Genomic DNA, 23,115 nt, shown 5'->3' with positions numbered 1-23,115 from the left:
TTTTTTGATTTTTAAAAAATCACATGCCTCTCGCAAACTTGTTGCAATAAATTTCCGGCTCCCGAACTTCCGCCATCTTAAAAGTCTGCTCCCGTCCGGGTCCGACGGAAACGTAAGTGATCGGAACGTCGCACAACTTTTCAATAGCGGTGACATATTCCCGAGCGTTTTCAGGCAAATCGTCAAAACTCTTCACGTTTTCCAGATTTTCTGTCCAACCGCTCATTTCCGAATAAACCGGAACGCAGCGATCCAAATCTTTCGTGAGAAGCGGCGGATAATCGATTCTTTCGCCGTCGAGCTCGTACGCAACGCAGATTTGAATCGGATCAAGACCGGTCAGCACGTCGATTTTTGTTAAGGCAAGTTCGGTGTAACCGTTTAAATTGATGGATTTTTTAAGGAGCGGCAAATCAAACCAACCGCAGCGGCGCTGCCGTCCGGTGGTTGTTCCAAACTCCTGTCCGACGTTTGTGAGGTGAGCGCCGATTTCGTCGGCGAGTTCCGTTGGAAGCGGACCGTTTCCGACGCGCGTGATATAAGCTTTTACGATTCCGATGGTATTGGAAACCCGCGACGGTCCGACGCCAAGACCGGTACAGGCGGAACCGGCGATCGTAGATGACGATGTCACATATTTTTGCGTGCCGTGAACGACGTCCAGAAGCGTTCCCTGGGCGCCTTCAGCCATCACTTTTCGGCCGGCTCGAATGGATTGATTGATCATTTGAGACGTGTCGACCGCAAATTCTTTCAGTTTTTCGCCGAGTTCAAGCATTTCCGAAATGGTTTTTTCCGGCATGATATATTCCGGACTGCCGCCGAGTTTTGCAATGGTTTGAGCCTTGGCCGGCCAAATATCTTTTAATTTGGCGCGAAAGATTTCTTCGTCCAGCAAATCTTCGAGACGGATTTCATCTCGAAGAACGCGGTCGGAATAAGCGTGAGAAATCCCTTTTTTGGTGGTTCCAATCTTATTTTTGCGGGAAACTTCACTGAGCGTATCCAAAGCAATGTGGTACGGCATAATGATGCTGGCTTTTGCGTCGATGCCAAGCTTTTCCGGCGTCACCGAAATGCCTTTTTCTTCCAGCATTTTAATTTCATCCATAAGCGAAAACGGATTGAGAACAACGCCGGGACCGATCATCACGGACGCGCCGACTAAGATGCCGGACGGGATTTGATGCAATTTGTAAACGTTGCCGCCGACGGTCACGGTGTGCCCGGCGTTGTCGCCGCCCTGAAACCGTGCGACGATATCGTATTCGCTTGCCAAAAGATCAACGATTTTTCCTTTGCCTTCGTCCCCAAATTGTGCGCCTGTGATGATTGTGAACATAAGGAGTAGGATTAATCGGCATTATAAAAGTCTTTTGTAAAAATTCCTCGTTAAAAATTCCTGCGCTTCGCTTCGGAATTTTTCAAGGGCGGTGTAACATTTATACCATAAGTTCGCTGCGCGAACGGCTCCCTTCGGTCGCAAGGAGTTTGTCCAAAAATAACAATATGAAAGGAGAAAAAGAAAAAAAGAAAACAAAAAAAGAAAAAAGCAATAAATTTATTCGAACCGTCCGATCGGACTGGTTTCATCCGAAACGTCATGAGACAATTCGTCTTTGTCGATATCAAGGATAATCATGCCGGTTTTTAGGGATTCCAATTCGTCGCATGTCAGCGGACGGGATTTGGCGTTGGCGGACAAAATCGCGCTGTTGCCGAGCGGATCTTTGATTTCAAGTGTAATTTTGCAGTCGGCCGTTTCCGGATTTTCGATGATTTCGTCAATTCGGGCAAGCAGATAAAGCCCGCGTTCGACTTTATCGAGTTCACAATCAGCTTCCGACCAGCGGGTCGCGCTTTCAACGACGCCGCGGATGCGCTGAAGAACGCCTTCCACATTCGTGATATAGGATTCCGAAATCGGTCCCGGCTCCACCATGATGCCGAGTTCCTGAATGAGAATCGTTCCCGAGGTCGATCGAATGACACGGGCGTCTAAATCATCCGGCGTATTCACGGAAAGGGAATAGCAAACCGGATCTTTTCCGGTTAAAATCAACGTGTCGGCAAAGCGGAATGTGCAGTTGGAACAGATCGACGTCGTGTACATGATGTCGCCGAAATACGGAATGTTGTCCCGCTGCCATTTCATCACCAACTCGTTTTGGCAAAGCGGGCAGTTGGTTCGTGTTTCAAAAGTATCTTCAATCAAAAAGAATTCACCTGAATGAGAGAAACGCCTTTGCATATATAAAAGCAACTCAAAAATGCCGCAAAGTTTCAGATTTCAAAAAAATGCGCCTCAGTTCCGTTTCCGAATCAAACAAAACGATTCCACAAACAATGACTAAACCAAAAGTCCCCCGCAAACGTTTTTTTTAATTCAAGCAAACTGCCCTGCAAATTCCGACGCAAAAATTCCTTCGCTTCGCTTCGGAATTTTTCAAGGGGCGGGGGGAGGCTGTTTCCAAAAAGTTCGCTTCGCGAACGGCTCCCTTCGGTCGCTGAAAATATATGGTCAAAATTACGAACCAAGCAAACCGCCCCGCAAAATCAAACGCTTTGCGTTTGTATTTTGCGGATTTCCATAAGCAGATGCATTCCAATTGGTAATTTCCGACACCGATTGAATCTGCTGTTTCCAATTTCCGATTGCACCTACTGTTTGCAGTTTCAGATTGCACCTACTGTTTCCAATTTCCGATTGCATCTGCTGTTTCCAATTTCCGATTGCATCTGCTGTTCCCAATTTCCGACTGCATCTGCCACCACGACACAAATCCTTCTAATGAAATCCGATTAAACAGACGCAAAATGCGTCTGTTTAATCGGGGCGGTTTGCCTGAACTTTAAAAAATGGTTGGATATGCTCGTTGACTTTTCAAAAAATTGCCCCAGAGGAATTATCGGAGCAAAAAGAAAATGTGTCGCCATAACGCGCGCAACCGCTCGCCGCAAAAAGGAAAAGGAAAAACAAAAAAGCAAAAAAATGAAAAGAAATAAAAAATGAAAAAGACGAAAAAAAAGAAAATGAAAAGCGGAATCAGTAATTTCCACCGATTTTTCTTCTGTCAACCTTAATACCGGTCGGGGTGACCAAAATGTTGTTGTCTTTCATGCCGACAATGTCGCCGTGAACATCTAAAACCACATCTTTAAGCTCGTTGAACAAGTGGTTTCTGAGACGTTCGTCGGACTTGATGTTGGAAATATCGACGATGAGAATGTTTCCGTCGTAAATTTCCTTTTTAAGCATCGTGATTTGATCGAAATTGGTAAAAATCGCAATCTTGACATAAGTTTCCGCAGGCTCGTTCGCCGTGTCTTTATCAATGTCCTTTTCGAATTTGTCAAGGTCGATGTATGCTGAATAGTCGTCCGATTGCTTGGATTGGCCGGATCCGCCAAGGATTTTTTTCATGAAACTCACGATGAGACACCTTTGGTTTGAATTGGAATTAAAATTATAAAATACAGAATAAATTGAAATGTGTATAAACTTTGACTAAAGTTACCAATAATTGATTTAAATTGGATGATTGCTTTATGTATAGCTTAATGATTTATTAATCTAATTATAGAAAATCATCTGAATAATCAATAGCTTAATGATTTCTTCATTTATAAACTTATATATAAGCAATGCCCAAAAGACCGTCGTCCCGTCAAATTTCCAGGTTCCAAAGCGTATCGCCGACGTACGACAGCGACTTAACAGCCTTTCCTGATTTTGAATCAGTCATTTCAATGCCTGAAATCAATGCGCGCCCGATTGCCAGCGGCTTCTTATGCGTTTCATCCACGACAATCACCAAATCATCTTTTTGAATCACCGGGTTGGCAAAAACAATTCCGGGACTCATGACATCCGCCCCGTTGACCACGAACTTAACGGCGCCCATATCAACAACCACCAACCGTTTGTCCGGCATCAAAGAAAGCGCCCCCCGAACGGTCGGAAAAACCTCGCCGTCGAATTCAAAAAACATCTGTTTGCCGTCGACGAAGATCACCTTAAATTCGTCCGTCGTGATGACTTCGAATTTAGAATCGGAGAGAGAAGAAACGCTATCGCCGAAAACTTCCGCCAGCGACGCAATAATTTTATTTTTATCATTTTTTCTGAGACTGACTCTGGATTTAATTCTCAAAAAATCACCTGTTGACGGTTGAATATGAAAAACTGTATATAAAAAGATATTTGCTCAAAAACCCAATTCATCCCTTTTTCGAATATTTTGAAAAACAAAGACTCGATTTTGAGAAAAAAGAAAACGTAATGTCACAACGCTCGCGTGGGCAACAACCGATAGCGAAAGTTACAAAGTTACAAAAAATGCCATAATACGCACAGCACAACGCCGCAAAAATGATAAACAAAAAATCGATGAAAAAATAAAAAGAAAAAAAGGAACCGGAAACAGGTTCCTCATTTTACACATTGGCGTTAGAACAATCCGCCGAAAAGTCCGCCCATCGTGAAAAGTGTGGCGAACAAAATGGCAACCATGTTCACGACTTTGATTAAAGCGTTCAAACCCGGACCGGATGTGTCCTTACACGGGTCGCCGACCGTATCGCCGACAACAGCTGCCTTGTGAGCGTCGGAACCTTTTCCGCCGTAAAGACCGGATTCAATCAACTTTTTCGCATTGTCCCAAGCGCCGCCGCCATTGTTTAAGGTCATGGCCAGCATGAGTCCGACAACGATGATTCCGATCAAAAGACCGGCAAGCGCAGCGGAACCGAAAACGTATCCGACGATGAACGGAACAATGATTGCAAGAACTCCCGGAATCACCATTTGGCGAAGAGCCGCGGATGTCACGATGTCCACACATTTGCCATATTCCGGCTTTGCGGTACCGTCCATAATTCCCGGAATTTCCCGGAACTGGCGGCGGACTTCTTCGACGACGCCCATCGCCGCTGTTCCGACCGCACGCATGGTAACCGCTGCAAAGACGAACGGCAAAAGCGCGCCGATCAAAAGACCGATCAAAACAAGCGGATTGTCAATGGCAAGCGCACCGGAATCCAAATGCGCCTTTAACTTAAAGTCAGCGAAAAGCGCCAAAGCACCGAGAGCGGCCGAACCGATCGCATATCCCTTGGTCACGGCTTTTGTGGTGTTTCCAACCGCATCAAGCGCATCGGTGATTTCACGAACGGACTCGGGTTGTTTAGACATTTCAGAAATGCCGCCCGCGTTGTCGGTAATCGGACCGTAGCAGTCAAGCGCAACAATCATTCCGGTTGTGGAAAGCATGGAAACGGCCGCAATCGCAATGCCGTAAAGTCCAAGGGTTGAATTGGTTGCGCCGCCGACAATGAAGAAGGAAATTAAAATACCGGCAATAATCACAATAACCGGAAGCGCCGTGCTTTCAAATCCGAAAGAAAGACCTGAAATAACGTTGGTCCCGGCACCGGTTTGAGACGCCTTCGCAATGTCTTTGACCGGACGGAATTTGGTGGACGTGTAATATTCCGTGAAAACGACCATTAAAACGGTGATAACCATACCGACAAGGGCTGCCAAGTAAAATTTATAGTCGCCGATTAAGTAGTTGGTCACGAAAAAGAAAATCACGGCACAAATAACCGTCGCTGCCGCAACGCCCTTGTACAGAGCGTTCATGATGTTTTTGTTCTTGCCGAGACGGACAAAGAAAATAGAAACAATCGTGGCCAAAATGGCGGTTGCGCCGAGAATCAATGGGTACAAAACCGCATTCGGAATCGCCGTAATCAAAAGGGATCCGAGAAGCATGGCCGCCAAAAGTGTGACCGCATAGGTTTCGAACAAGTCGGCGCCCATACCGGCACAGTCGCCGACGTTGTCACCAACGTTGTCGGCGATAACGGCCGGATTTCGGGGGTCATCTTCGGGAATTCCCGCTTCGACTTTTCCGACAATATCCGCGCCGACATCAGCTGCTTTTGTGTAAATACCGCCACCGACTCTGGCGAAAAGACTGATCAAACTGGCACCGAAACCGAATCCGACAACCAAATTGATGTCCCCGTAGATGATGTAAAACAAACTGACACCGAGAATAGAGAGACCGACAACGGAAAGTCCCGTGACGGCGCCGCCGCGAAACGCGACATTCAAAGCGTGTTCCAAACTGTCTTTGGCGGCGCTGGCGGTTCGGACATTGGCGCGAACGGAAACGTTCATGCCGATATAACCGGCGGCAGCGGATGAAAGCGCACCGAATACAAATCCGATGGCAATTTTAAGACCGCCGTGCGGCCACAAAAAGACCGCAATTAAAATTGTTAAAATAACCGCAACAATCGCGATTGTTTTGTATTGCCGGTTCAAGTAAGCCATTGCCCCTTCCTGAATCGCAGCAGAAATCTCTTGCATTTCCTGGGTTCCTTTGTCCTCGGAAAGGACTTTTTTCGCCAAAAAAGCTGCAAAGAGAAGACTGATGATACCGGAGATGGGAGCAAGGTAAATCAAATATTCCATCATGGTAAACCTCTTAACCTCTTTTTAAAAATTGAAAATGATGAATGAAATATCATCTCATGTGAAAACAAAAATGATAAGAATAACAAGAATCACAAGCCGCCACCCGAAAAATTGTCAAACAATAACGCAGGAAAACGACGTGTCCTGCATGGAAATAGGTATTTACCTATATAATTGTTTCATAAAAACGTTTCAAAACTCCATCATTGAGACAGTTCATTCAAAAGAGCTGCAAGAGGAAAATAAATAATTTTAAATAATTAGAATTCATTTGAATTAAGGTTATAACCTAAATTTTAACAAAATTAAAGATATAACCTTAATTTTAGAAAAATTAAAGATATGACCAAAATTTTAGGAAAATTAAAGATATAACTTAAATTTTAGCAAAATTAAAGATATAACTTAAATTTTAGGAAAATTAAAGATATAACTTAAATTTTAGGAAAATTAAAGATATAATCCAATTTTAGGAAAATCAAAAATATAATTCAATTTTAGAAAATCAAAGATATAATCCAATTTAGGATAATTAAAGGTATAACCTAAATTTAGGGAAAATTAAAGATATAACTTAAATTTTACAATTTAAAACATTAATTCATTCAATAGATGTTATTTTCAACAATCATTCACAGCAAGGCAGTTAAGAAAATGAATGAAGATATATATTTTGCAATCATCGGCGACATCATTTCATCAAAAAAAATAACAGACCGAAATAAAATTCAAAAGGAACTGAAGGATGTGATGGCCGGAATCAATCGACAATATGCCGATGAGATAGCATCGGATTTTGTTATTACGTTGGGGGACGAATTTCAGGGACTGCTCAAAAGTGCGACACTTTTACTGGAGATCTTGGACCGGATAAAATTTGAATTGGAACCGATTGAAATTCGATTCGGAATTGGAATCGGCCGCATCGAAACTGAAATTAACAGAAAATCAAGCGTCGGCGCTGACGGACCGGCTTATTGGTGCGCCCGGCGAGCCATCAATATTATCCACAGTAATAACGATTATAATATATCTAAGGTGGCTGTAGAGATTGAAAATGAAAAGTTCGCCGATGTGGTCAACTTGATAAATGAAAGTCTTCACGTGTGTGATTATATGGAAAAACATTGGCGAAAAACACAAAAAACACTTATTAAAGAAAGTGTTCTTCGATTCGGACATGACACAAAAATTCCTCAAAAAGAATTAGCCGTTTTACTAAATACATCAGCACCGGCTTTAAACTTAAGAATTCAAAGTTCAGGCTATTATAATTACCTTCGAACAAAAAAATCAATCTGCGATGTTCTTCAAAAAATAGGAAATGAATAAAAATAGATAAAGCAATAGACAGCAATAGACGAGACAATAAAAATAGGCAAATCGATCAGACAATAAAAATAGGCAAATCGATCAGACAATAAAAGGCAGATAAAATCAAAAAAAGAGGGCAGAGGAATAAAATGGATTCGGAAATCTTTAAATTTTATTTATTTGTTTTCTTATTTTGCCACGTCATTGGAGATTACTACCTCCAAACGGAAAAACTGGCCGGAGAAAAAGAAAATAATTATAAAAAAGCATTGATCCACTGCCTTTTGTATTCGATTCCGTTTTTAGCGTTTTTAATGTTTTATCTTATATTTCCAACCCTAACGGAGATACCCAAACCGACAAATTCGGAAGTTATCGCCATAATAATTACGATTGCCGGAATAGTCTTATCTCATGCCTCAATTGATTTAATAAAATTAAAGTGGACCAAAAAAACAGCCGACGCTAAAAACGAAACGTTGCGAAATGCATACATCATCGATCAGGTTCTGCACCTTTCAATTATTTTAGCTGCCGCCTTGTGGCTGTCAGCTGAAACGGTTTCAAAAACCATTGACATAATGATTTCATCGGCGGACCTGTATCTCGGATTTAAAATCGTTCTCTTTTCCGCAATCATTCTAAAACCGGCAAACGTCAGTTTTAAAAAAATATTTTTAAAATATCAGCCGCCAAAAAGCGACGCAACGGAAAACCCGACAATTATCGGTGCCGGAGCGACAATCGGATCTTTGGAACGTCTATTGATGGGATTTTTTATGATAATTAATCAATTTGCCGCCGTCGGCTTAATCATGACCGCGAAATCGATTGCCCGCTATGACAGAATATCAAAGGACCCGTCTTTTGCGGAATACTATTTAATCGGAACACTTTACAGCATCCTGATAACGTTGATGGCTTACCTGCTGATATTCAGATAAAAACCGTAAAAACACATTAAGAAGGCAGCATAATAATTAAAAAACATATAATTAAAAAACATAAAATTAAAAAACATAAAATTAAAAAACATATAATTAAAAAACATAAAATTAAAAAACATAAAATTAAAAAACATATAATTAAAAAACATAAAATTAAAAAACATAAAATTAAAAAACATAAAATTAAAAGATAGAAAAAGAACATGAAAGAAAAACAGCAAAAAGATTAACAGCCGGCAGATTTTATATTTCTTCTTTCTTTGTTTTTTCATAAAACTGAATAATTTGTTCCCGAATCATTTCACCCAAAATCGCGCGGTCTCGCTCGGACAGCAAACTTATTGGCTGCAACTGTTTTTCATCATACTCCCTCAAGTATTCGGAAACGGCTTGATTTAAAAAATCAGAGATACTCGCAAATTCACCTTTTTGAATCAGCTCATCGATTTTTCGTTTATGGGCCGGACTGATTGTTCCGCTAATAACCGGCTTTTTACGAGTATATTTTGTCATCGCCGAGTAAATCGGCAAACTGCTAATTAAAACTGATTCAGACTATTGTTTTCATATTGTATACAATTTAATCTAAGATTAAATATAGTTTTGAATAGATGGAAATATAATATAAATGACAAAAAACAAAAGTGAAAACAGCCGAGCTGAAAAACAAAATGGCTGGTCATTTTTGCGATATTTGAAGATCAATCTAAACTTTTCAAATATTCTAAAAATTTATCAACCGCACGCCGGCGGTGAGAAATCGTATTTTTGAATTCAGTCCCAAGCTCCCCGAATGTTTTTCCATTATAATCAAAAATCGGGTCAAAGCCGAATCCGCCGGACCCGCGTTCCTCATACGCAATTTTACCATCAACGGTTCCCGAAAACGTCAACGGTTCCTCCCCGGGTCGGCAGAATGCTACCACCGTTTTAAAATAAGCTTCACGATTTTGTTCACCCTCCATCAATTTTAAAACGCGGGGATTTCCCAGATGGTCCTCCACAAAACGGGAATACGGTCCCGGAAAGCCGTTGAGCGCTTTGATGAAGAGACCGGAATCATCCACGAGAACCGGAATTTTTAAATCATCCGCCGCCGCTTTGGCACTGGCTGCCGCAATCGGCTCTAAATCGTCCGCCTGAATTTCCGGATAATCGCCTTTGTTTTGAATGGCTTCAATTCCGAAATTTGCCAGAATTTCCCGAATCTCGTTAAATTTTCCGGCATTGCCGGTCACAAAAATGATTTTTTGAATCCCGTGATTTTTCATCCGATTTTCCCCTGAATATTGATTTTCCATGGATTAAACGTACCGTCCTCTTAATTTGATTTCTTCAGCCCGTTTTAAAACGTCCGTCGCCTGATTAAATTCGGACACATACCCTTTTGAGAAAAACGCAATCAATTGTTTTGAATTCCGGTGAGAACTTTCAAGCGTTTGGAAAAGAACATGAACGTCCACACCTTTTGCCTCAATGTTTTTATCCGTAAAAGAAAGTCCGAAGTCAATGAAACAAACGGATACGGCGGATTTTTCGGGCTCGGCGGATGTCGCATTTGTATAAATCATATTGGACGTGGTCAAATCGCCATGAATAATATTTGCCGCATGAAGTTTCCCGACTGCTTTTCCGACAAAAACGAATAGCGATTCAAGAAAGACGGGATCGGATTCGTGCGCGTCAACCGCGAATTTGAGCGGGACGCCGTCAATATATTCCATTTGAATAGAAACATCGGAAACACCGGATACAGTCGGCGTAATAACTCCGGCCCGGCGCGCTTCCGTCATCATCCGGACTTCCGTCCGAGTCCGCTCTTTCCGAATCCGGGCATCTAAAACATCCAAACGGTACCCTTTCTTGATCCGTTCCTTAACAACCATCCCGGACGGAGCGTCATGCTTTTGATTTTTAGTTTTATTTCCGAGAGATTCCATTTTATTGCCAAAACCGTCAGCTTCGCCGCCAAGATCGTCGGACAAAACCGCATGAATTTGATGCTCAAATCCGTACGCGTTCGGAAAAGTAGATACAGTTGCCTCGGCACCGTTTCTCATTTTCTGAATTTCAGTTTCCATGCTCACCGGCATTTTTTCTTTCCAAGTGACGGAAACTTGATCGGCCCGAAACCCGGCGTCAACGGCGGATTCTTCCAACGTCAAAATATCGCCGGCTTTGTACATCAGAAGACCGGTATAAGCAATCATGGCGCCGTTGTCGCCCATAAATCTTTTTTCAGGAACATAAAATTTAGCGCCGCGCTCCTGACACATTTGGCTCAGCATTTCCCGAAGACGGGAATTGGCGCCGACACCGCCGGCCAAAAGCACTTCGGACTTTCCGGTGTGGGCAAGCGCCCGCTCGGTTACCTCAACCGACATGGCAAAAGCGGTTTCCTGATAAGCATGGCAGATGTTTGCCAAAAATACATCGCCGGCCTCTTCGTTATTTTGGCTTTGGTTTTGTTTGACTTTAATTTTGTTTTCTTGAAGAAGACGGGTTGCCGCTGTTGAAAGACCGGAAAAGAAAAAGTCCATTCCTTTGACAGTATACGGAAGTTCAATATTTTCGGTCGCCTCTTTGGCATATTTTTCAATCAACGGTCCGCCGGGATGGGGAAGTCCGGCCGAGCGCGCGAATTTATCAAGAGAATTTCCAAGACCGATATCAAGCGTTTCCCCAAAAACGCGGTAGGTGCCTTCCTGATACGCAAGAACTTGAGAATTGGCGCCGCTCACATAAAGAACGACGGGATCGATGGCATCCGTTTTCCAGACGCCGACTTCAATGTGCGCTACGCAATGATTGACGCCGACGAGCGGTTTTTTGAGAATTTGAGAAATCATGCGCGCGGCTGTTGCGACAATTCGAAGGCAAGGACCAAGTCCCGGACCTCGTGAAAACGCAACCGCGTCGATTTCATCGCGGGAAATTCCCGTCTCTTCCAATCGGAAAAAAACATCGGCAATAACTTCTCCGATGTGCGCCGCATGATGTTGAGCCGCCTCGCGCGGATGAATGCCGCCGGACGCCGGCCGGTAAGTGTGCGTCACCTCAACGATGACATCGTCTTCATCGACAACCGCCGCGCTCAAATTCCAAGCGGTTCCTTCAATTCCCAAAACAAGCGTTCGCTTCAAGTAAAAACCTCAATGAATGATGAAGAAATGAAACGAATTAAGATATAAATAGTATTTCAAACGGAAAGTCCGGTTTTCGGGAAGACAGCTTCGTACGCATTCGAAGGGAGATTTTCTTTTTTGCGGCGGCGGACGCGCGCATTATAGCGACACACTTTTTTTGAGTTTTCAAAACAATCCGGCTGCTTTTAAGTTTAAACATTCAAGTTGACCGCCATTTTTGATTTAAACGCAGGTAAACCCTCCCGCTTAAACAGACGCGTATCGCATCAAAAATTCCTTCACTTTGCTCCGGAATTTTTCAACACCAAGTTACGTCTGAGTCTGACAGTTCGCTGCGCGAACGGCTCCCTTCGGTCGCTGAAAATATATCCCGATTCTTTCGAAATCTCAAGCAACCCATCCCGCCTAAACAGACGCGTACCGCGTCTGTTTAAGCGGATTCCGATGAACGGAATTGAGTACAAAAGTGGCGGATGCAACCTGAAATGGAAACAGTAGATAAAATCGGAAATGGAAACAGTAGATACAATCGGAAATGGAAACAGCAGATACAATCGGAAATGGAAACAGTAGATACAATCGGAAAAATGGAAACAGAAGATACAATCGGAAATGGAAACAGGAGATACAATCGGAAATGGAAACAGAAGATGCAAATGGAAAAATAGAAAAAATAATGATCGTTCTGAATGAAAAATAAGATCAGATCGAAATCAGATCAAAATCAAACCCAATCAATCAAATCTTTTTGTTCCGCTCTCATTTTCTTTGAAAAAATCAAACTTTCGGAAACAGCGCCTCCGTTACAAGTTTTCGTATCAAAAATTCGGGAATCCGGATATAGAGAAATCCATTTGCTTCGAACGTCTTGTTTCAATTGAGTCAACCGGTTGATTTCATCCGGTGTTTTTCCGAGCGGGAAAAGCGTGATAAAAGAAGGTCCCGTCCCCGAAAGCCCGGAAACGATTCCAAACTCTTTTCCAAGTTCCATCGCGCAAAGAGCCGGTTCCGGGTCAAATCCGAGAGCGCCGCAATATAAAAGCCCGTTTAATTTCATCGCTTTTTCATATTGTTCGTCTTTTGCCAAATCAAAAGCAATTTCCACTAAATCTTTGAGAAGAACACTCCGGGAAACATTTGCGTCGGCGCTGTGCGCTCTTTGATTGGGATTTAAAATTAAAACATCATAATCAAACGTCTTGCGGCTGATTAATTCCATTTTCCGGTTGTCGGTGAGCGCAACGCCTCCGAAAAAAGAAGCGCAAGCGTCGTCAAAGGCGCCTGTAATCGTCACCTTCGCATCCTTAGCCGCCGCAACTCCCCATTGAACAACGTCCAACGGGTCAATAGATCTGCCAACGCCGATTTCATCTAAATATCCGAGCGCGTCAAGCGCCGCCAATACGCAAGAGTTGGCGGCGGCACTGCTGCTTTTAAGACCTCCTGCCGCCGGAATAACACTTTTTGTCAAAACCCGCGCGGATTTTCGGCAATCCATTTTTTCAAAAACAAGTTCAACACAGCGTTCCATTAAATACGGATTCATGCCGGAATCATTCAAATTCCGACCGGAAACGACAGGACCGATATTTCCCGGCTCCGAAACAATAACTTGCGCGTATGTTTTCATCTCCGTCGCAAACGCGCAGCCTTTCCACGCGGCAATCGCATTGATGATGGTTCCGCCGCCGAAAGCACACCCGTATCCCTTTTGAATCATAAGACAACGTTACGGGATTTTATTATAAAATTTATTCCATGAACAAAAAACAATTTTCTGAAAACATAAGTTTATTCTATTGAAATAATTTATTTTCATGAATCGTATATATAAATTATCAAAATATATATAGAATTAAGCATTTTACCTATTTTCAAGAGATGTCCTTCAATAAAATTTAAAACCGTCAAATAAATTCGATTCGTTCATTAATTCATTATATGATCATAAAATCATCATAAAATCATCAACGAGGTTAGGAAATGGAAACCAGAAAAGTGCAACAAACCGGCGGCTCAACATATATCATATCTCTTCCGAAACAATGGGCGGATAAAGTCGGCATTTCTCCGGGCATCCGGGTCGGCGTTCAGCCGCAGCCGGACGGAAAATTGCTGATATGTCCGACAATAGACTCAAAACCGCTTCGGAAAAAAACCATCGACATTACAAACATTACCGGACAAGCTTTGGAGCGAACCGTCATCGCCGCCTATCTGGCCGGCTACGATATTATTGAATTTGTATCCCCCAAAATCCTGGCGGAACAAAAAAAGATTCTTCGAACGATTTGCTACAAATTAATCGGTCCCGAAATTATTGAGGAAAACTCAAACAGCGTCCTTGTTCAAGACTTGCTCAACCCGAACGACTTATCGATCAAAAAAGCCATTCAAAGAATGTACCTCATCTCAAATTCCATGTTTTGCGACGCGATTATCTCTCTTAAAAACTGCGATTTAGACTTGGCCACCGACATTGACGAGCGGGATGATGAAGTTGACCGCCTTTACCTTGTGATTTCCAAACAATTCAAATCCATTCTTTGCGGCACCAGTTTTTTGGACACAAACGAAGCGTCTGTTGAAGAATACCACGACTTGAGAATGGCGGCAACACCCATTGAGCGAATCGCTGACCACTCCCAAAAAATCGCGCGCGTGGTTTTGACCATGAAACCTAAAATTGACACCGAAACGATGTCCGAAATCGAAAAAATCAGCCTTTTGGCCAAACAAAATTCCGAAAAAACAATGGACGCTCTTTACAGTTCAAACGCGAAACTGGCCAACCAAGCCATTGAAAATCAAAAAGAGATTAATGCGTTAATTGAGAAATTTAACCTCGAAAAATTCAACAATACAACCAAGCTGTCCTTTGACAATGTTTTGGCGCTCAGGATTGTTATGGACAGTATCGGCCGAATCGGAGATTACAGTACAAATATCGCGGAAATTGCAATCAACGCGTCCATCGAATCCAAATGAGGCAACTCCAAGCATCAACCGGACAAATGCTTCATAATACAATTTTGGCTCATTGATCATAAACCAATTAAAAACAAATTAAAAACAAATTAAAGCCAATTAAAAACCAATTAAAAACCAATTAAAGATAATTAAAAACCAATTAAAGATAATTAAATAAAATTCACGAAATATAATAGAAAAGAACTTATAAAAACAAACCATTTATCAAAAATTAAATTTTGCATTTATTTTGCATTTATTATGTTTATTAATTGATTCGTTTGAAGTTCAACTCAGATTTTTAGGATTGAAATGACTTTTGCAATGTTTGAGGAGGGAAGAAAATGAAAGTTGAGACGAAAAGCGGTTTGGTTTTTGCTCTTTACGCGCTCATTTTGGGTGCTTTTGTCGGCGTTGTGACATTTGTTTTTTTAAAACTGATGAATTACAGCACTGATTTTTTATGGGTTTACCTCCCGTCTCAAATTAATTTTATATATTTGCCGATTTTGATTTGCGCTGTCGGCGGCATTTTTGTCGGCTGGACGAAAAAAAAATATGGGAATCAACCGCCAACATTATCGGTCGCGCTCTTGGAAGCGAAAAAAAACAAAAGAATAGAATATAAAAATTTACCGTCCATTGCTTTATGCGCTTTTCTTCCGCTGATTTTCGGCGGCAGTATCGGTCCGGAAGCCGCTCTTGTCGCCATTATCGGAAGTCTTTGTACATGGATTGGCGACCACATCAAAGCGTCAGCCAAATCGATTCAAGCTTTATCCGAAATCGGAATGGCCGCAACGCTTGGCACTTTATTTGGGTCCCCGTTTTTCGGCGTCGCCAAAACGGTTGAAGAAGAAGAGGAATCCAATATCCTTTTTACTCAAAAAATTGAAGAGAAAAAATTTGAAGCCGAAACAAAAATCGACAAAAAAAATGGTTATGTCGAGTCCGGCGAAGATTTCCGGAACAAAAATGAATTTGAAGAGAATTTTGAGAAAATTCTCGAAAAAGATGACGACTTCATCATCCCGAAACAATCTAAAATTTACATTTACATACTGGCCGCCATTGCCGGCTTTGGAACATATTTCCTGCTGACATCCTGGTTCCCGACCGGTGGATTTTTCAGATACGATTACGTCAGCATCGGCGTAGAAGAAGTGTTGGCCTTGCTGCCGCTTGCCATTCTCGGTGTTTTGGGAGCTTGGCTCTACTTCGCATTCGGCTACGTGATTAGAATCATCATCAAACCGGTACTGAAATACAAAATTCTTCTGGCCGTCATCGGTGGGGTTGCTCTCGGCGCTATCGGAATTTTGTTGCCGTATACATTATTCTCCGGTGAAAAACAGATCGGAGAAATGGCAATGAATTGGACAACGCTCACAACCGCCGTCCTTCTATTGACAGTCATTGGCAAATTGTTCATCACCCGATTCTGTATCATGACCGGTTGGCGCGGCGGACAAATTTTTCCGGTGATCTTCGCCGGAATCGTTCTCGGATATGTGGTCGCGTCTGTCTTTCCGATTGATCCGATATTCTGCGCCGCAATCGTCTCCGTTTCACTGACCACCGTTATTTTGAAAAAGCCGGCGGCGGTTGTTATTTTAATGATCATCATTTTCCCCATCGGATATATCATTCCATTGGCAGCGGCATCAATCATCAGCAATTTCCTTCCGACCCCGAAAATTTTGGTCAAATCCGAAAAAGAGGATTTTGAATCCGAATACAAAGAAACAATGCGTTTGACGGCAAAAGCGATGGGAAAAGAGGATACTGTTCCGGAAACTGCCTGAACAGTAAGCAAACAACAAATTAAAGAAGAAAGAAAATAAAGAATGGAAAGACCATTTCAGCACAAAAAACTCCAAAATAAAAAAATACTCCAAATAAAAAAAATCCAAAATAAAAAATACTCCAAATAAAAAAATCCAATAAGTATCAAACTTGACGGAGAAATCATATTGACAACAATCGGAACCCCTCTTTCTCCTAACGCGACAAAAGTGATTCTTTGCGGCTCGGGCGAGCTTGGAAAAGAAGTCGCTATCGAACTTCAGCGACTCGGCGTCGAAGTGATTGCGCTTGACCGCTACTCAAACGCTCCGGCCATGCAAGTCGCTCACCGCTCTTATGTTCTTCAAATGACAAACGGGGATGAACTCCGAAAAGTCATTGAAATGGAAAAGCCGGACTTTGTCGTCCCGGAAATCGAAGCAATTGCCACCGATGTGTTGGAATCGCTTGAAAGAGAAGGATTTAAAATAGTCCCGTCGGCACGGGCTGTCCGCCTGACCATGAACCGGGAAGGAATTCGAAGGCTTGCGGCCGAAGAACTCGGCCTTAAAACGTCACGTTATATTTTCGCCGATTCGGAAGAGGAGACCAAAAACGCGGCAAACGCCTTGGGTTTTCCATGCGTCTTAAAACCGATCATGAGTTCATCCGGAAAAGGCCAAAGCGTCATTTGGCAACCGGAAGACATGGCGCCCGCGTGGGAAAAATCTCAAACGGAAGCGCGCGGCGGCAGCGGAAAAGTAATTATTGAGCAATTTATCGATTTCGATTTTGAAATCACGCTGCTGACCGTGCAATGTGTCAGCGGCACATTATTTTGTGAACCGGTTGGCCACAAACAGATTAAGGGAGATTACCGGTCATCCTGGCAGCCGCAAAAAATGAACGAAAAGGCGCTCAGAAAAGCCCAAAAGATGGCGGAAAAAATAACAAAAAGCTTGGGCGGTTTCGGAATTTTCGGCGTTGAGTTTTTTATCAAAGGAGAGGACGTTTATTTCAGCGAAGTGTCCCCGCGGCCGCATGATACCGGAATGGTGACAATGGTGTCGCAGGATTTGTCGGAATTTGCGCTTCATTCGCGCGCTTTTTTGGGACTGCCGATTCCGATTAGTCAAGTAAAATCGCCCGAATCAGCAAAATTAACGAAAGGAAAACAAAAAAGAAAAGCAAAAGGGAAAAAAATCAGAATAAATGTGATTCCAACCAATGGCCCGGCGGCTTCTCATGTCATTTTAAGAGAAGGAAATTCAAACCGGATCTCCTATGAAAATTTGGAAAAAGCCCTTCAAAAAAGAGATACGCAAATCCGGCTCTTCGGAAAACCGGAAATTAAGACAGAGAGAAGGCTCGGCGTTGCGCTTGCCAAAGGAAAAAACATCAATGACGCAAAGAAAAAGGCAAAAAACGCGGCAAACTCCGTTGTTGTCAAAATGGAATAAAGGCAAATCGGGCGATGAGAAATCATTTGACTTTTTTTCAGAAAGGCATAAATATCCGGCATTTCTCATAGATATACTTCTGAATATATACAATAATAATGATGAATTATAAAATAAAAAATCATAAATAAAAATAATAAAAACAAAAGGTGTTTTAAAAATGCAAAATGACGAACTTTATCCCGAATATTGCCGCAACAAGCTGATGGATTTTGTCAAAAAAAGAGACATTAAAATCGAAATTTGCGATGTGACATTGCGCGACGGCGAACAAACACCCGGCGTTGCTTTTTCAAAGGAACAAAAAATGTCCATCGCGCGCCATTTGGATGAAATCGGCATTGAAGTGATTGAAGCCGGATTTCCGGTGGTCTCGGAATCCGAAAAAGAGATTGTCAAAAGCATCGCTCAAATGAACCTGGACGCCAAAATCTGCTGCTTATGCCGGTCCACTCAAAAAGACGTGGAAACCGCTCTGGACTGCGATGTCGATATTGTGAGCGTTTTTTTGGCCATGTCCGATCTTCATTTAAAATATAAGTACCACAAAGATTTAAATGAAATGCTTTCGGTTGCGATGGACGCGATCGAATACGCTAAAGACCACGGCCTTGGTGTCCGTTTCGCCGCGGAAGACGCGACAAGAACACCGATTGACCGGTTAATTTCAGCTTTTAAGCAGGCAGAAGAGCGAAAAGTGGATTATGTCAGTATTGCCGATACGGTCGGCATTTTAAATCCGTCCACCGCCAAATATTTGACAAATCAAATTTACAAAGCGGTGAACACAAAAATCTGTATCCATTGCCACGATGATTTGGGAATGGCGGTTGCAAACACGTTGGCAGCCGCCGAAGCAGGCGCTTACCAACTTCATACCACCGTAAACGGAATCGGAGAGCGGGCCGGAAATGCGGCGCTGGAAGAAGTTTTGGTTGGCCTTCGCGTCCAATACGGAATTGAACGTTACAACCTCAAAGGTTTAGTCGATTTATCAAAAGAAGTGGCATGCTACTCAAAAATTACGCCTGCCATTAACAAAGCGGTTGTCGGAGAAAATGCATTTTCCCATGAATCCGGCATTCATGTTGCCGCCATTCTTGAAAATCCGCGGACTTATGAATTATTCTTGCCGGAAATGGTTGGCGGACAGCGTAATTTAATCGTCGGAAAACATACCGGAACAAAAGCGCTTGCCGGAATCATCAAAAATATGGGTTATGAGCTGGATGAAGAGGATTTTAACCTGCTGTTCGACCAAGTCAAGATGATTACCGAAAAAGAACAAAGAAGCGTCAACCGGGATGAATTGGAAACTTTAATGATGAATATTTTGGAGATCAGCGATTAAGTTCGTCCTTTTCTTTTTTCATTTTCTTTTTTCATTTTCTTTTTTCTTTCCTTTTTTCTTTCCCTTTTTCTTTCCTTTTTTCTTTCCTTTTTTCTTCTATTATTCCGATTTTACAAATCAGAATATGCTTTCCAATTATATAGAGATATATTTATAAATAAAAGGAGTTTTATAAGTTCACCTAATAGTTGAAATAAAATTAAGAAATTAAAAATAAAAAGGCTCAGATGCAAATGGAAGAGCGTTATAATAAAATGAAAACGGACCCGATCGAAGAATCAGTGATTCAGTCCCGTCTTGAAAAAATAAAAGCGGCCCGTGAAAATCCGGACATTGAAGTCATCGAAATCGAGCTTGGGTCAATTGAGCAGATTTATAATCATATGGATCCGTCACCGTTTTATGATAAAGAATTGGACTTTAACGCCGAACAATACATTTTATCATCTGTTGAAGAGATACCGCTTAAAAAGGAGGCATTGCTGGTCATTTATGTTCAGACCAAAAAATTGACGGAAAAGAGAGAAACGATTCTCAAAGACTCGATTCACCGTCATTTTGAACGGAAATTTAAATCTTTGGACCGGCAGGCTCACAAAAAAACAAGACGGGTCGGATACAGCGCGATTTTCGGAATCGCTTTTTTGGGACTGTGCTTAACGCTTTCTTACAAATTAACAACGCAGACGGCTGCCGATAGTTATTATCAGATTTTGGGGCAAGGTTTGGTGGTCATCGGCTGGGTGGCCCTTTGGGACCCGACAGAATATTTCCTTTTTGATTGGTGGGACCCGCGAAAAGAAATCGCGGAATGTAAAAAGATCAGCAAAATCGCAATCGAAGTCATTCCTGTCAATCCCCCGGAAACGGAAAAGTCGGCAAAACAGGAAGAAACAAAAGTAAAAACCGGTGAAATAAAAACAGCTCCGCAAGAACCGAAATTAAAACAGGATGAAACAAAAGCAAAAGCTGATGAAACAAAAACAAAGTCTGAGGAAACGAAAACAGAAGATATAAAATCTAAATCAGTCGAATAAAAGTAAAACCGAAAGATACAAAGACAAAACCGGATAAATGAAAATGAGCCGATGAAATGAAATCGTCCAAAAAACAATTTAATGAAAGAGGGAACGTTTTTTTAATTTTTGTATTTGAATAAATGAAACCGAAAAAGATCCGGTTTCATTTACACCGTTTTGGGGTTACTTTTTTAAGTTATTAGTCGGTTTTTGTTTTTGTTTTTGTTGATTTGTTGAGATTGGTTTCAACTTTTTAATGGGTGCTGCTATTAATTATGTTTCTTTTTAAATTACAAATCGTCGCAAATCACAACCGGCTTAATTAAGTCCTTTGGTTTGTCTTTCATAAGCAAGAGCGCCTTTTCGATGTTTTTGAAACCATCAAAAACGTGCGTGGCCATTTTTTCAGGCTCGATTCTCTTGTATGTACAAAGGTCGACCATTCTTTCCATTCTCAATCGGCCGCCTGCAACAAGACCGCCGCGAATATCTTTGTGCGCCATTCCGTTGCCCCATTCAAGTCTCGGAATCGGGAGTGTTTCACCGTTTCCGAAGTAGTTGACGTTGGAAATGGTTCCGCCCGGTTTGGTCATTTTGACGGCTTCCAAAATCGCGTTGGAGTCGCCGCCGGCAATGATGGTCGCATCAACGCCCCGACCGTTGGTGGCTTTTAAAATTTGCTCAACAATGTCGCCTTTTTTATAGTCGATGATGTCAGAGGCACCGTATTCCTGGGCAAGATCCGTACAAACTTTCCGGTTACCGATTGCAAAGAGGCGGCCGGCACCGTGGATGGCAGCTCCGGCAACACCCATGAGTCCGACCGGACCGATACCGAGAACGGCAACAGTAGCGCCGGATTTGATGTTGGCCAATTCCGCGCCTTGAATGCCGGTCGGGGCCATGTCGGAAAGCATAACGGCTTGTTCAAGCGACATTCCTTTCGGCATTTTGGCCAAGTTCATGTCAGCGTCGTTGATGTGAATAGCTTCCGAGAAAACACCGTCTTTGATGTTTGAGAATTTCCAGCCGGAAAGCATGCCGCCGGAGTGCTGCGGATATCCGTCCTGAGCTTCAAGAGAGCGCCAGTCCGGTGTAATCGCCGGAATCACCACGCGGTCACCGACTTTGAATTCCTTGACTTCACTGCCGATTTCAATAATTTCGCCGGCACCCTCGTGTCCGAGAATCAAGTTGTGGCGGTCGCCGACAGCGCCTTCGAAAACGGTGTGAATATCAGATGTGCACGGCGCCAAAACGAGTGGTTTGACTAAGGCGTCATATGGTCCGACATTTGGCTTTTCCTTTTCGATCCAACCGAGCTTTCCGATGCCTAACATCGCAAATCCTTTAACTTTCATTTAAAAGAACCTCCTTTGATTAAACAACAGGTTTAAACCGACCTGCTTATGGAGGACGTTATTTTGGACTTATATAAAGGTTTCGAAAGACTGTCATGAAAATAAATTATATAAGATAATTCTATATGATTCAACTACCTTTATCTTTTAAAAATATATTTTTTTGAAAAATAAGCATAATGAAGCTGTTTTTTAAAATATGTCAACGACAATAAATCGATATTAAAAATTGAAGTTAACAATAAATATTTAAGAAAAAATATTAAAATATCATGAATCATCGTTTAGAAATTTGCGCAAAACTGAGACATGATTTCATTAAAAAAAGGTTGGAAGACCTCAAAATGGAAACGAATGGACTCAAAAAAAGTGAAAAGAAACGAAAAAAACGAAAAGAAAAAACGAAAAGGATGAAAAAAATAAAATTGACCAAAAAGGAGAAGAGTGATGAAAATCAGTTTTTCAATGCTCTTTCCATAACGATTTCGGCAATCCGGTCATCGGCACCGATCGGTTTTTTGTAAATAATCTCCACATCTTTCGGAATGTCCACTTTTTCAAAATTGTGGTGGTGCCCATGTCCATTCCCGTGTTTGCAGCCGTCTTGGCCGGAACTTTGATCATGGTTGTGGGGAATTCCATGGTCGTGGCAATGCTGATGATCTTGGACGGCGCTGTCTTTTAATATGCCGAGCATGCGTGGAATATCTTTTTCGGTATGTGTTCCCGGCGCCAAGAAGACCGGAACGACGATGATTCGTTTCGTTCCGTCCGCGATAATTTTTTTCAAAGATTGCGGGATGGTCGGCTCGTTAAATTCCATGAGACCGATCTCAACGTTTTGAAATTGACCGGATGTTTTGACTTTGTCGGCCACATCAACCAGCAGCTGCTTGGAATACGGTAATTTGCTGCCATGTCCCACCAACAATAAAGTTTCTTTTTTGTCCATGTTTTTACCTTTTTTATTAAATAAAATGAAAAAGAAGAGAGAAGCATCAAAAAAGGCATCATAAAGGATGCCGATTCAAAAATGCGGATTAAAACGATATTGTAAATACCACCAAAGCTCTTTATTTTATATAAGTATTACGAAGACACGTAAAAGTATTAATAGTTTAAAATAGAGGCACTTTTGGTCGGACAACAGATAAGCTTTTAAAGGATGAGTTCATGCAAACTAGATTTTTTTCAATTTGTTTTTGGAATTTGCGCTCATCATTCTCTTTTTTGAATAATATAAATTTCAACTAAAATAAAAAAGGTTGTTTTGAA

General features: G+C 42.0%; 20 protein-coding genes. 8 read left to right on the top strand and 12 right to left on the bottom strand.

What is annotated here, in order from left to right:
• Nucleotides 1-19: 19 nt before the first annotated feature.
• From MsAc7_RS01075 to MsAc7_RS01050, 6 genes are all read right to left on the bottom strand, one after another.
• Complete coding sequence (locus tag MsAc7_RS01075; protein WP_338102762.1) at nucleotides 20-1,342, bottom strand: adenylosuccinate synthase; 1,323 nt, start codon at nucleotides 1,340-1,342, stop codon at nucleotides 20-22.
• A 219-nt stretch (nucleotides 1,343-1,561) separates the two neighbouring features.
• Complete coding sequence (locus MsAc7_RS01070) at nucleotides 1,562-2,215, bottom strand: ZPR1 zinc finger domain-containing protein (protein ID WP_338102761.1); 654 nt, start codon at nucleotides 2,213-2,215, stop codon at nucleotides 1,562-1,564.
• A 312-nt stretch (nucleotides 2,216-2,527) separates the two neighbouring features.
• The gene (locus MsAc7_RS01065; protein ID WP_338102760.1) at nucleotides 2,528-2,752 is read right to left on the bottom strand and encodes a hypothetical protein; all 225 of its coding nucleotides are present in this window, start codon (nucleotides 2,750-2,752) and stop codon (nucleotides 2,528-2,530) included.
• 294 nt (nucleotides 2,753-3,046) lie between these two features.
• On the bottom strand, nucleotides 3,047-3,424 hold the full coding sequence (locus MsAc7_RS01060) for a cell division protein SepF (protein WP_338103440.1): 378 nt from the start codon (nucleotides 3,422-3,424) through the stop codon (nucleotides 3,047-3,049).
• 244 nt (nucleotides 3,425-3,668) lie between these two features.
• Nucleotides 3,669-4,154, bottom strand: coding sequence for an RNA-binding protein (locus MsAc7_RS01055; RefSeq protein WP_338102759.1), 486 nt, complete (start codon nucleotides 4,152-4,154; stop codon nucleotides 3,669-3,671).
• Nucleotides 4,155-4,450: 296 nt separating this feature from the next.
• On the bottom strand, nucleotides 4,451-6,484 hold the full coding sequence (locus MsAc7_RS01050; RefSeq protein WP_338103439.1) for a sodium-translocating pyrophosphatase: 2,034 nt from the start codon (nucleotides 6,482-6,484) through the stop codon (nucleotides 4,451-4,453).
• Between the two features lie 657 nt (nucleotides 6,485-7,141).
• Here MsAc7_RS01050 and MsAc7_RS01045 point away from each other — a divergent pair.
• Entirely contained in the window at nucleotides 7,142-7,819 is a 678-nt protein-coding gene (locus tag MsAc7_RS01045; protein ID WP_338102758.1) for a SatD family protein, read from the top strand.
• A gap of 131 nt (nucleotides 7,820-7,950) precedes the next feature.
• On the top strand, nucleotides 7,951-8,745 hold the full coding sequence (locus tag MsAc7_RS01040) for a DUF3307 domain-containing protein (protein WP_338102757.1): 795 nt from the start codon (nucleotides 7,951-7,953) through the stop codon (nucleotides 8,743-8,745).
• Between the two features lie 246 nt (nucleotides 8,746-8,991).
• Here the strand turns inward: MsAc7_RS01040 and MsAc7_RS01035 are convergent, their stop codons facing one another.
• From MsAc7_RS01035 to MsAc7_RS01025, 3 genes are all read right to left on the bottom strand, one after another.
• On the bottom strand, nucleotides 8,992-9,261 hold the full coding sequence (locus MsAc7_RS01035) for a ribbon-helix-helix domain-containing protein (protein WP_338102756.1): 270 nt from the start codon (nucleotides 9,259-9,261) through the stop codon (nucleotides 8,992-8,994).
• Between the two features lie 188 nt (nucleotides 9,262-9,449).
• Nucleotides 9,450-10,004: an XTP/dITP diphosphatase gene (locus MsAc7_RS01030; protein WP_338103438.1), complete on the bottom strand. Its 555-nt coding sequence runs from the start codon at nucleotides 10,002-10,004 to the stop codon at nucleotides 9,450-9,452.
• Nucleotides 10,005-10,052: 48 nt separating this feature from the next.
• Entirely contained in the window at nucleotides 10,053-11,891 is a 1,839-nt protein-coding gene (locus tag MsAc7_RS01025; protein WP_338102755.1) for a bifunctional N(6)-L-threonylcarbamoyladenine synthase/serine/threonine protein kinase, read from the bottom strand.
• Between the two features lie 488 nt (nucleotides 11,892-12,379).
• Between MsAc7_RS01025 and MsAc7_RS01020 the strand changes: the two genes are divergently transcribed.
• Complete coding sequence (locus MsAc7_RS01020; protein ID WP_338102754.1) at nucleotides 12,380-12,562, top strand: hypothetical protein; 183 nt, start codon at nucleotides 12,380-12,382, stop codon at nucleotides 12,560-12,562.
• 56 nt (nucleotides 12,563-12,618) lie between these two features.
• Here MsAc7_RS01020 and MsAc7_RS01015 read toward each other — a convergent pair whose 3' ends face one another.
• Nucleotides 12,619-13,614 (bottom strand): shikimate kinase, encoded by a 996-nt coding sequence (locus MsAc7_RS01015; RefSeq protein WP_338102752.1) that lies wholly within the window; start codon nucleotides 13,612-13,614, stop codon nucleotides 12,619-12,621.
• Between the two features lie 263 nt (nucleotides 13,615-13,877).
• Here MsAc7_RS01015 and MsAc7_RS01010 point away from each other — a divergent pair, with 263 nt between their 5' ends.
• The 5 genes from MsAc7_RS01010 to MsAc7_RS00990 all read left to right on the top strand — a co-directional run bounded on the left by MsAc7_RS01010 (nucleotide 13,878) and on the right by MsAc7_RS00990 (nucleotide 20,497).
• Nucleotides 13,878-14,882, top strand: coding sequence for a PhoU domain-containing protein (locus MsAc7_RS01010; protein ID WP_338102751.1), 1,005 nt, complete (start codon nucleotides 13,878-13,880; stop codon nucleotides 14,880-14,882).
• 326 nt (nucleotides 14,883-15,208) lie between these two features.
• Nucleotides 15,209-16,669 carry a chloride channel protein gene (locus MsAc7_RS01005; protein ID WP_338102750.1) on the top strand — a complete coding sequence of 487 codons (1,461 nt, stop codon included), beginning with the start codon at nucleotides 15,209-15,211 and terminating at the stop codon, nucleotides 16,667-16,669.
• 168 nt (nucleotides 16,670-16,837) lie between these two features.
• The gene (gene purT / locus MsAc7_RS01000) at nucleotides 16,838-18,109 is read left to right on the top strand and encodes a formate-dependent phosphoribosylglycinamide formyltransferase (protein WP_338102749.1); all 1,272 of its coding nucleotides are present in this window, start codon (nucleotides 16,838-16,840) and stop codon (nucleotides 18,107-18,109) included.
• Nucleotides 18,110-18,269: 160 nt separating this feature from the next.
• Nucleotides 18,270-19,460 (top strand): homocitrate synthase family protein, encoded by a 1,191-nt coding sequence (locus MsAc7_RS00995; protein WP_338102748.1) that lies wholly within the window; start codon nucleotides 18,270-18,272, stop codon nucleotides 19,458-19,460.
• A gap of 227 nt (nucleotides 19,461-19,687) precedes the next feature.
• The gene (locus MsAc7_RS00990; protein ID WP_338102747.1) at nucleotides 19,688-20,497 is read left to right on the top strand and encodes a hypothetical protein; all 810 of its coding nucleotides are present in this window, start codon (nucleotides 19,688-19,690) and stop codon (nucleotides 20,495-20,497) included.
• A gap of 272 nt (nucleotides 20,498-20,769) precedes the next feature.
• Here the strand turns inward: MsAc7_RS00990 and MsAc7_RS00985 are convergent, their stop codons facing one another.
• Together MsAc7_RS00985 and cfbA are read right to left on the bottom strand one after the other, a co-directional pair.
• The gene (locus tag MsAc7_RS00985) at nucleotides 20,770-21,840 is read right to left on the bottom strand and encodes an NAD(P)-dependent alcohol dehydrogenase (protein WP_338102746.1); all 1,071 of its coding nucleotides are present in this window, start codon (nucleotides 21,838-21,840) and stop codon (nucleotides 20,770-20,772) included.
• 454 nt (nucleotides 21,841-22,294) lie between these two features.
• Complete coding sequence (gene cfbA, locus MsAc7_RS00980; RefSeq protein WP_338103437.1) at nucleotides 22,295-22,819, bottom strand: sirohydrochlorin nickelochelatase; 525 nt, start codon at nucleotides 22,817-22,819, stop codon at nucleotides 22,295-22,297.
• Between the last annotated feature and the right edge of the window lie 296 nt (nucleotides 22,820-23,115).

This window comes from Methanolapillus millepedarum, from assembly GCF_032594115.1.
Classification (GTDB): domain Archaea; phylum Halobacteriota; class Methanosarcinia; order Methanosarcinales; family Methanosarcinaceae; genus Methanolapillus; species Methanolapillus millepedarum.
Note: the sequence above shows the minus strand (reverse complement) of the source record. Positions and strands in the feature narration are given on the sequence as shown.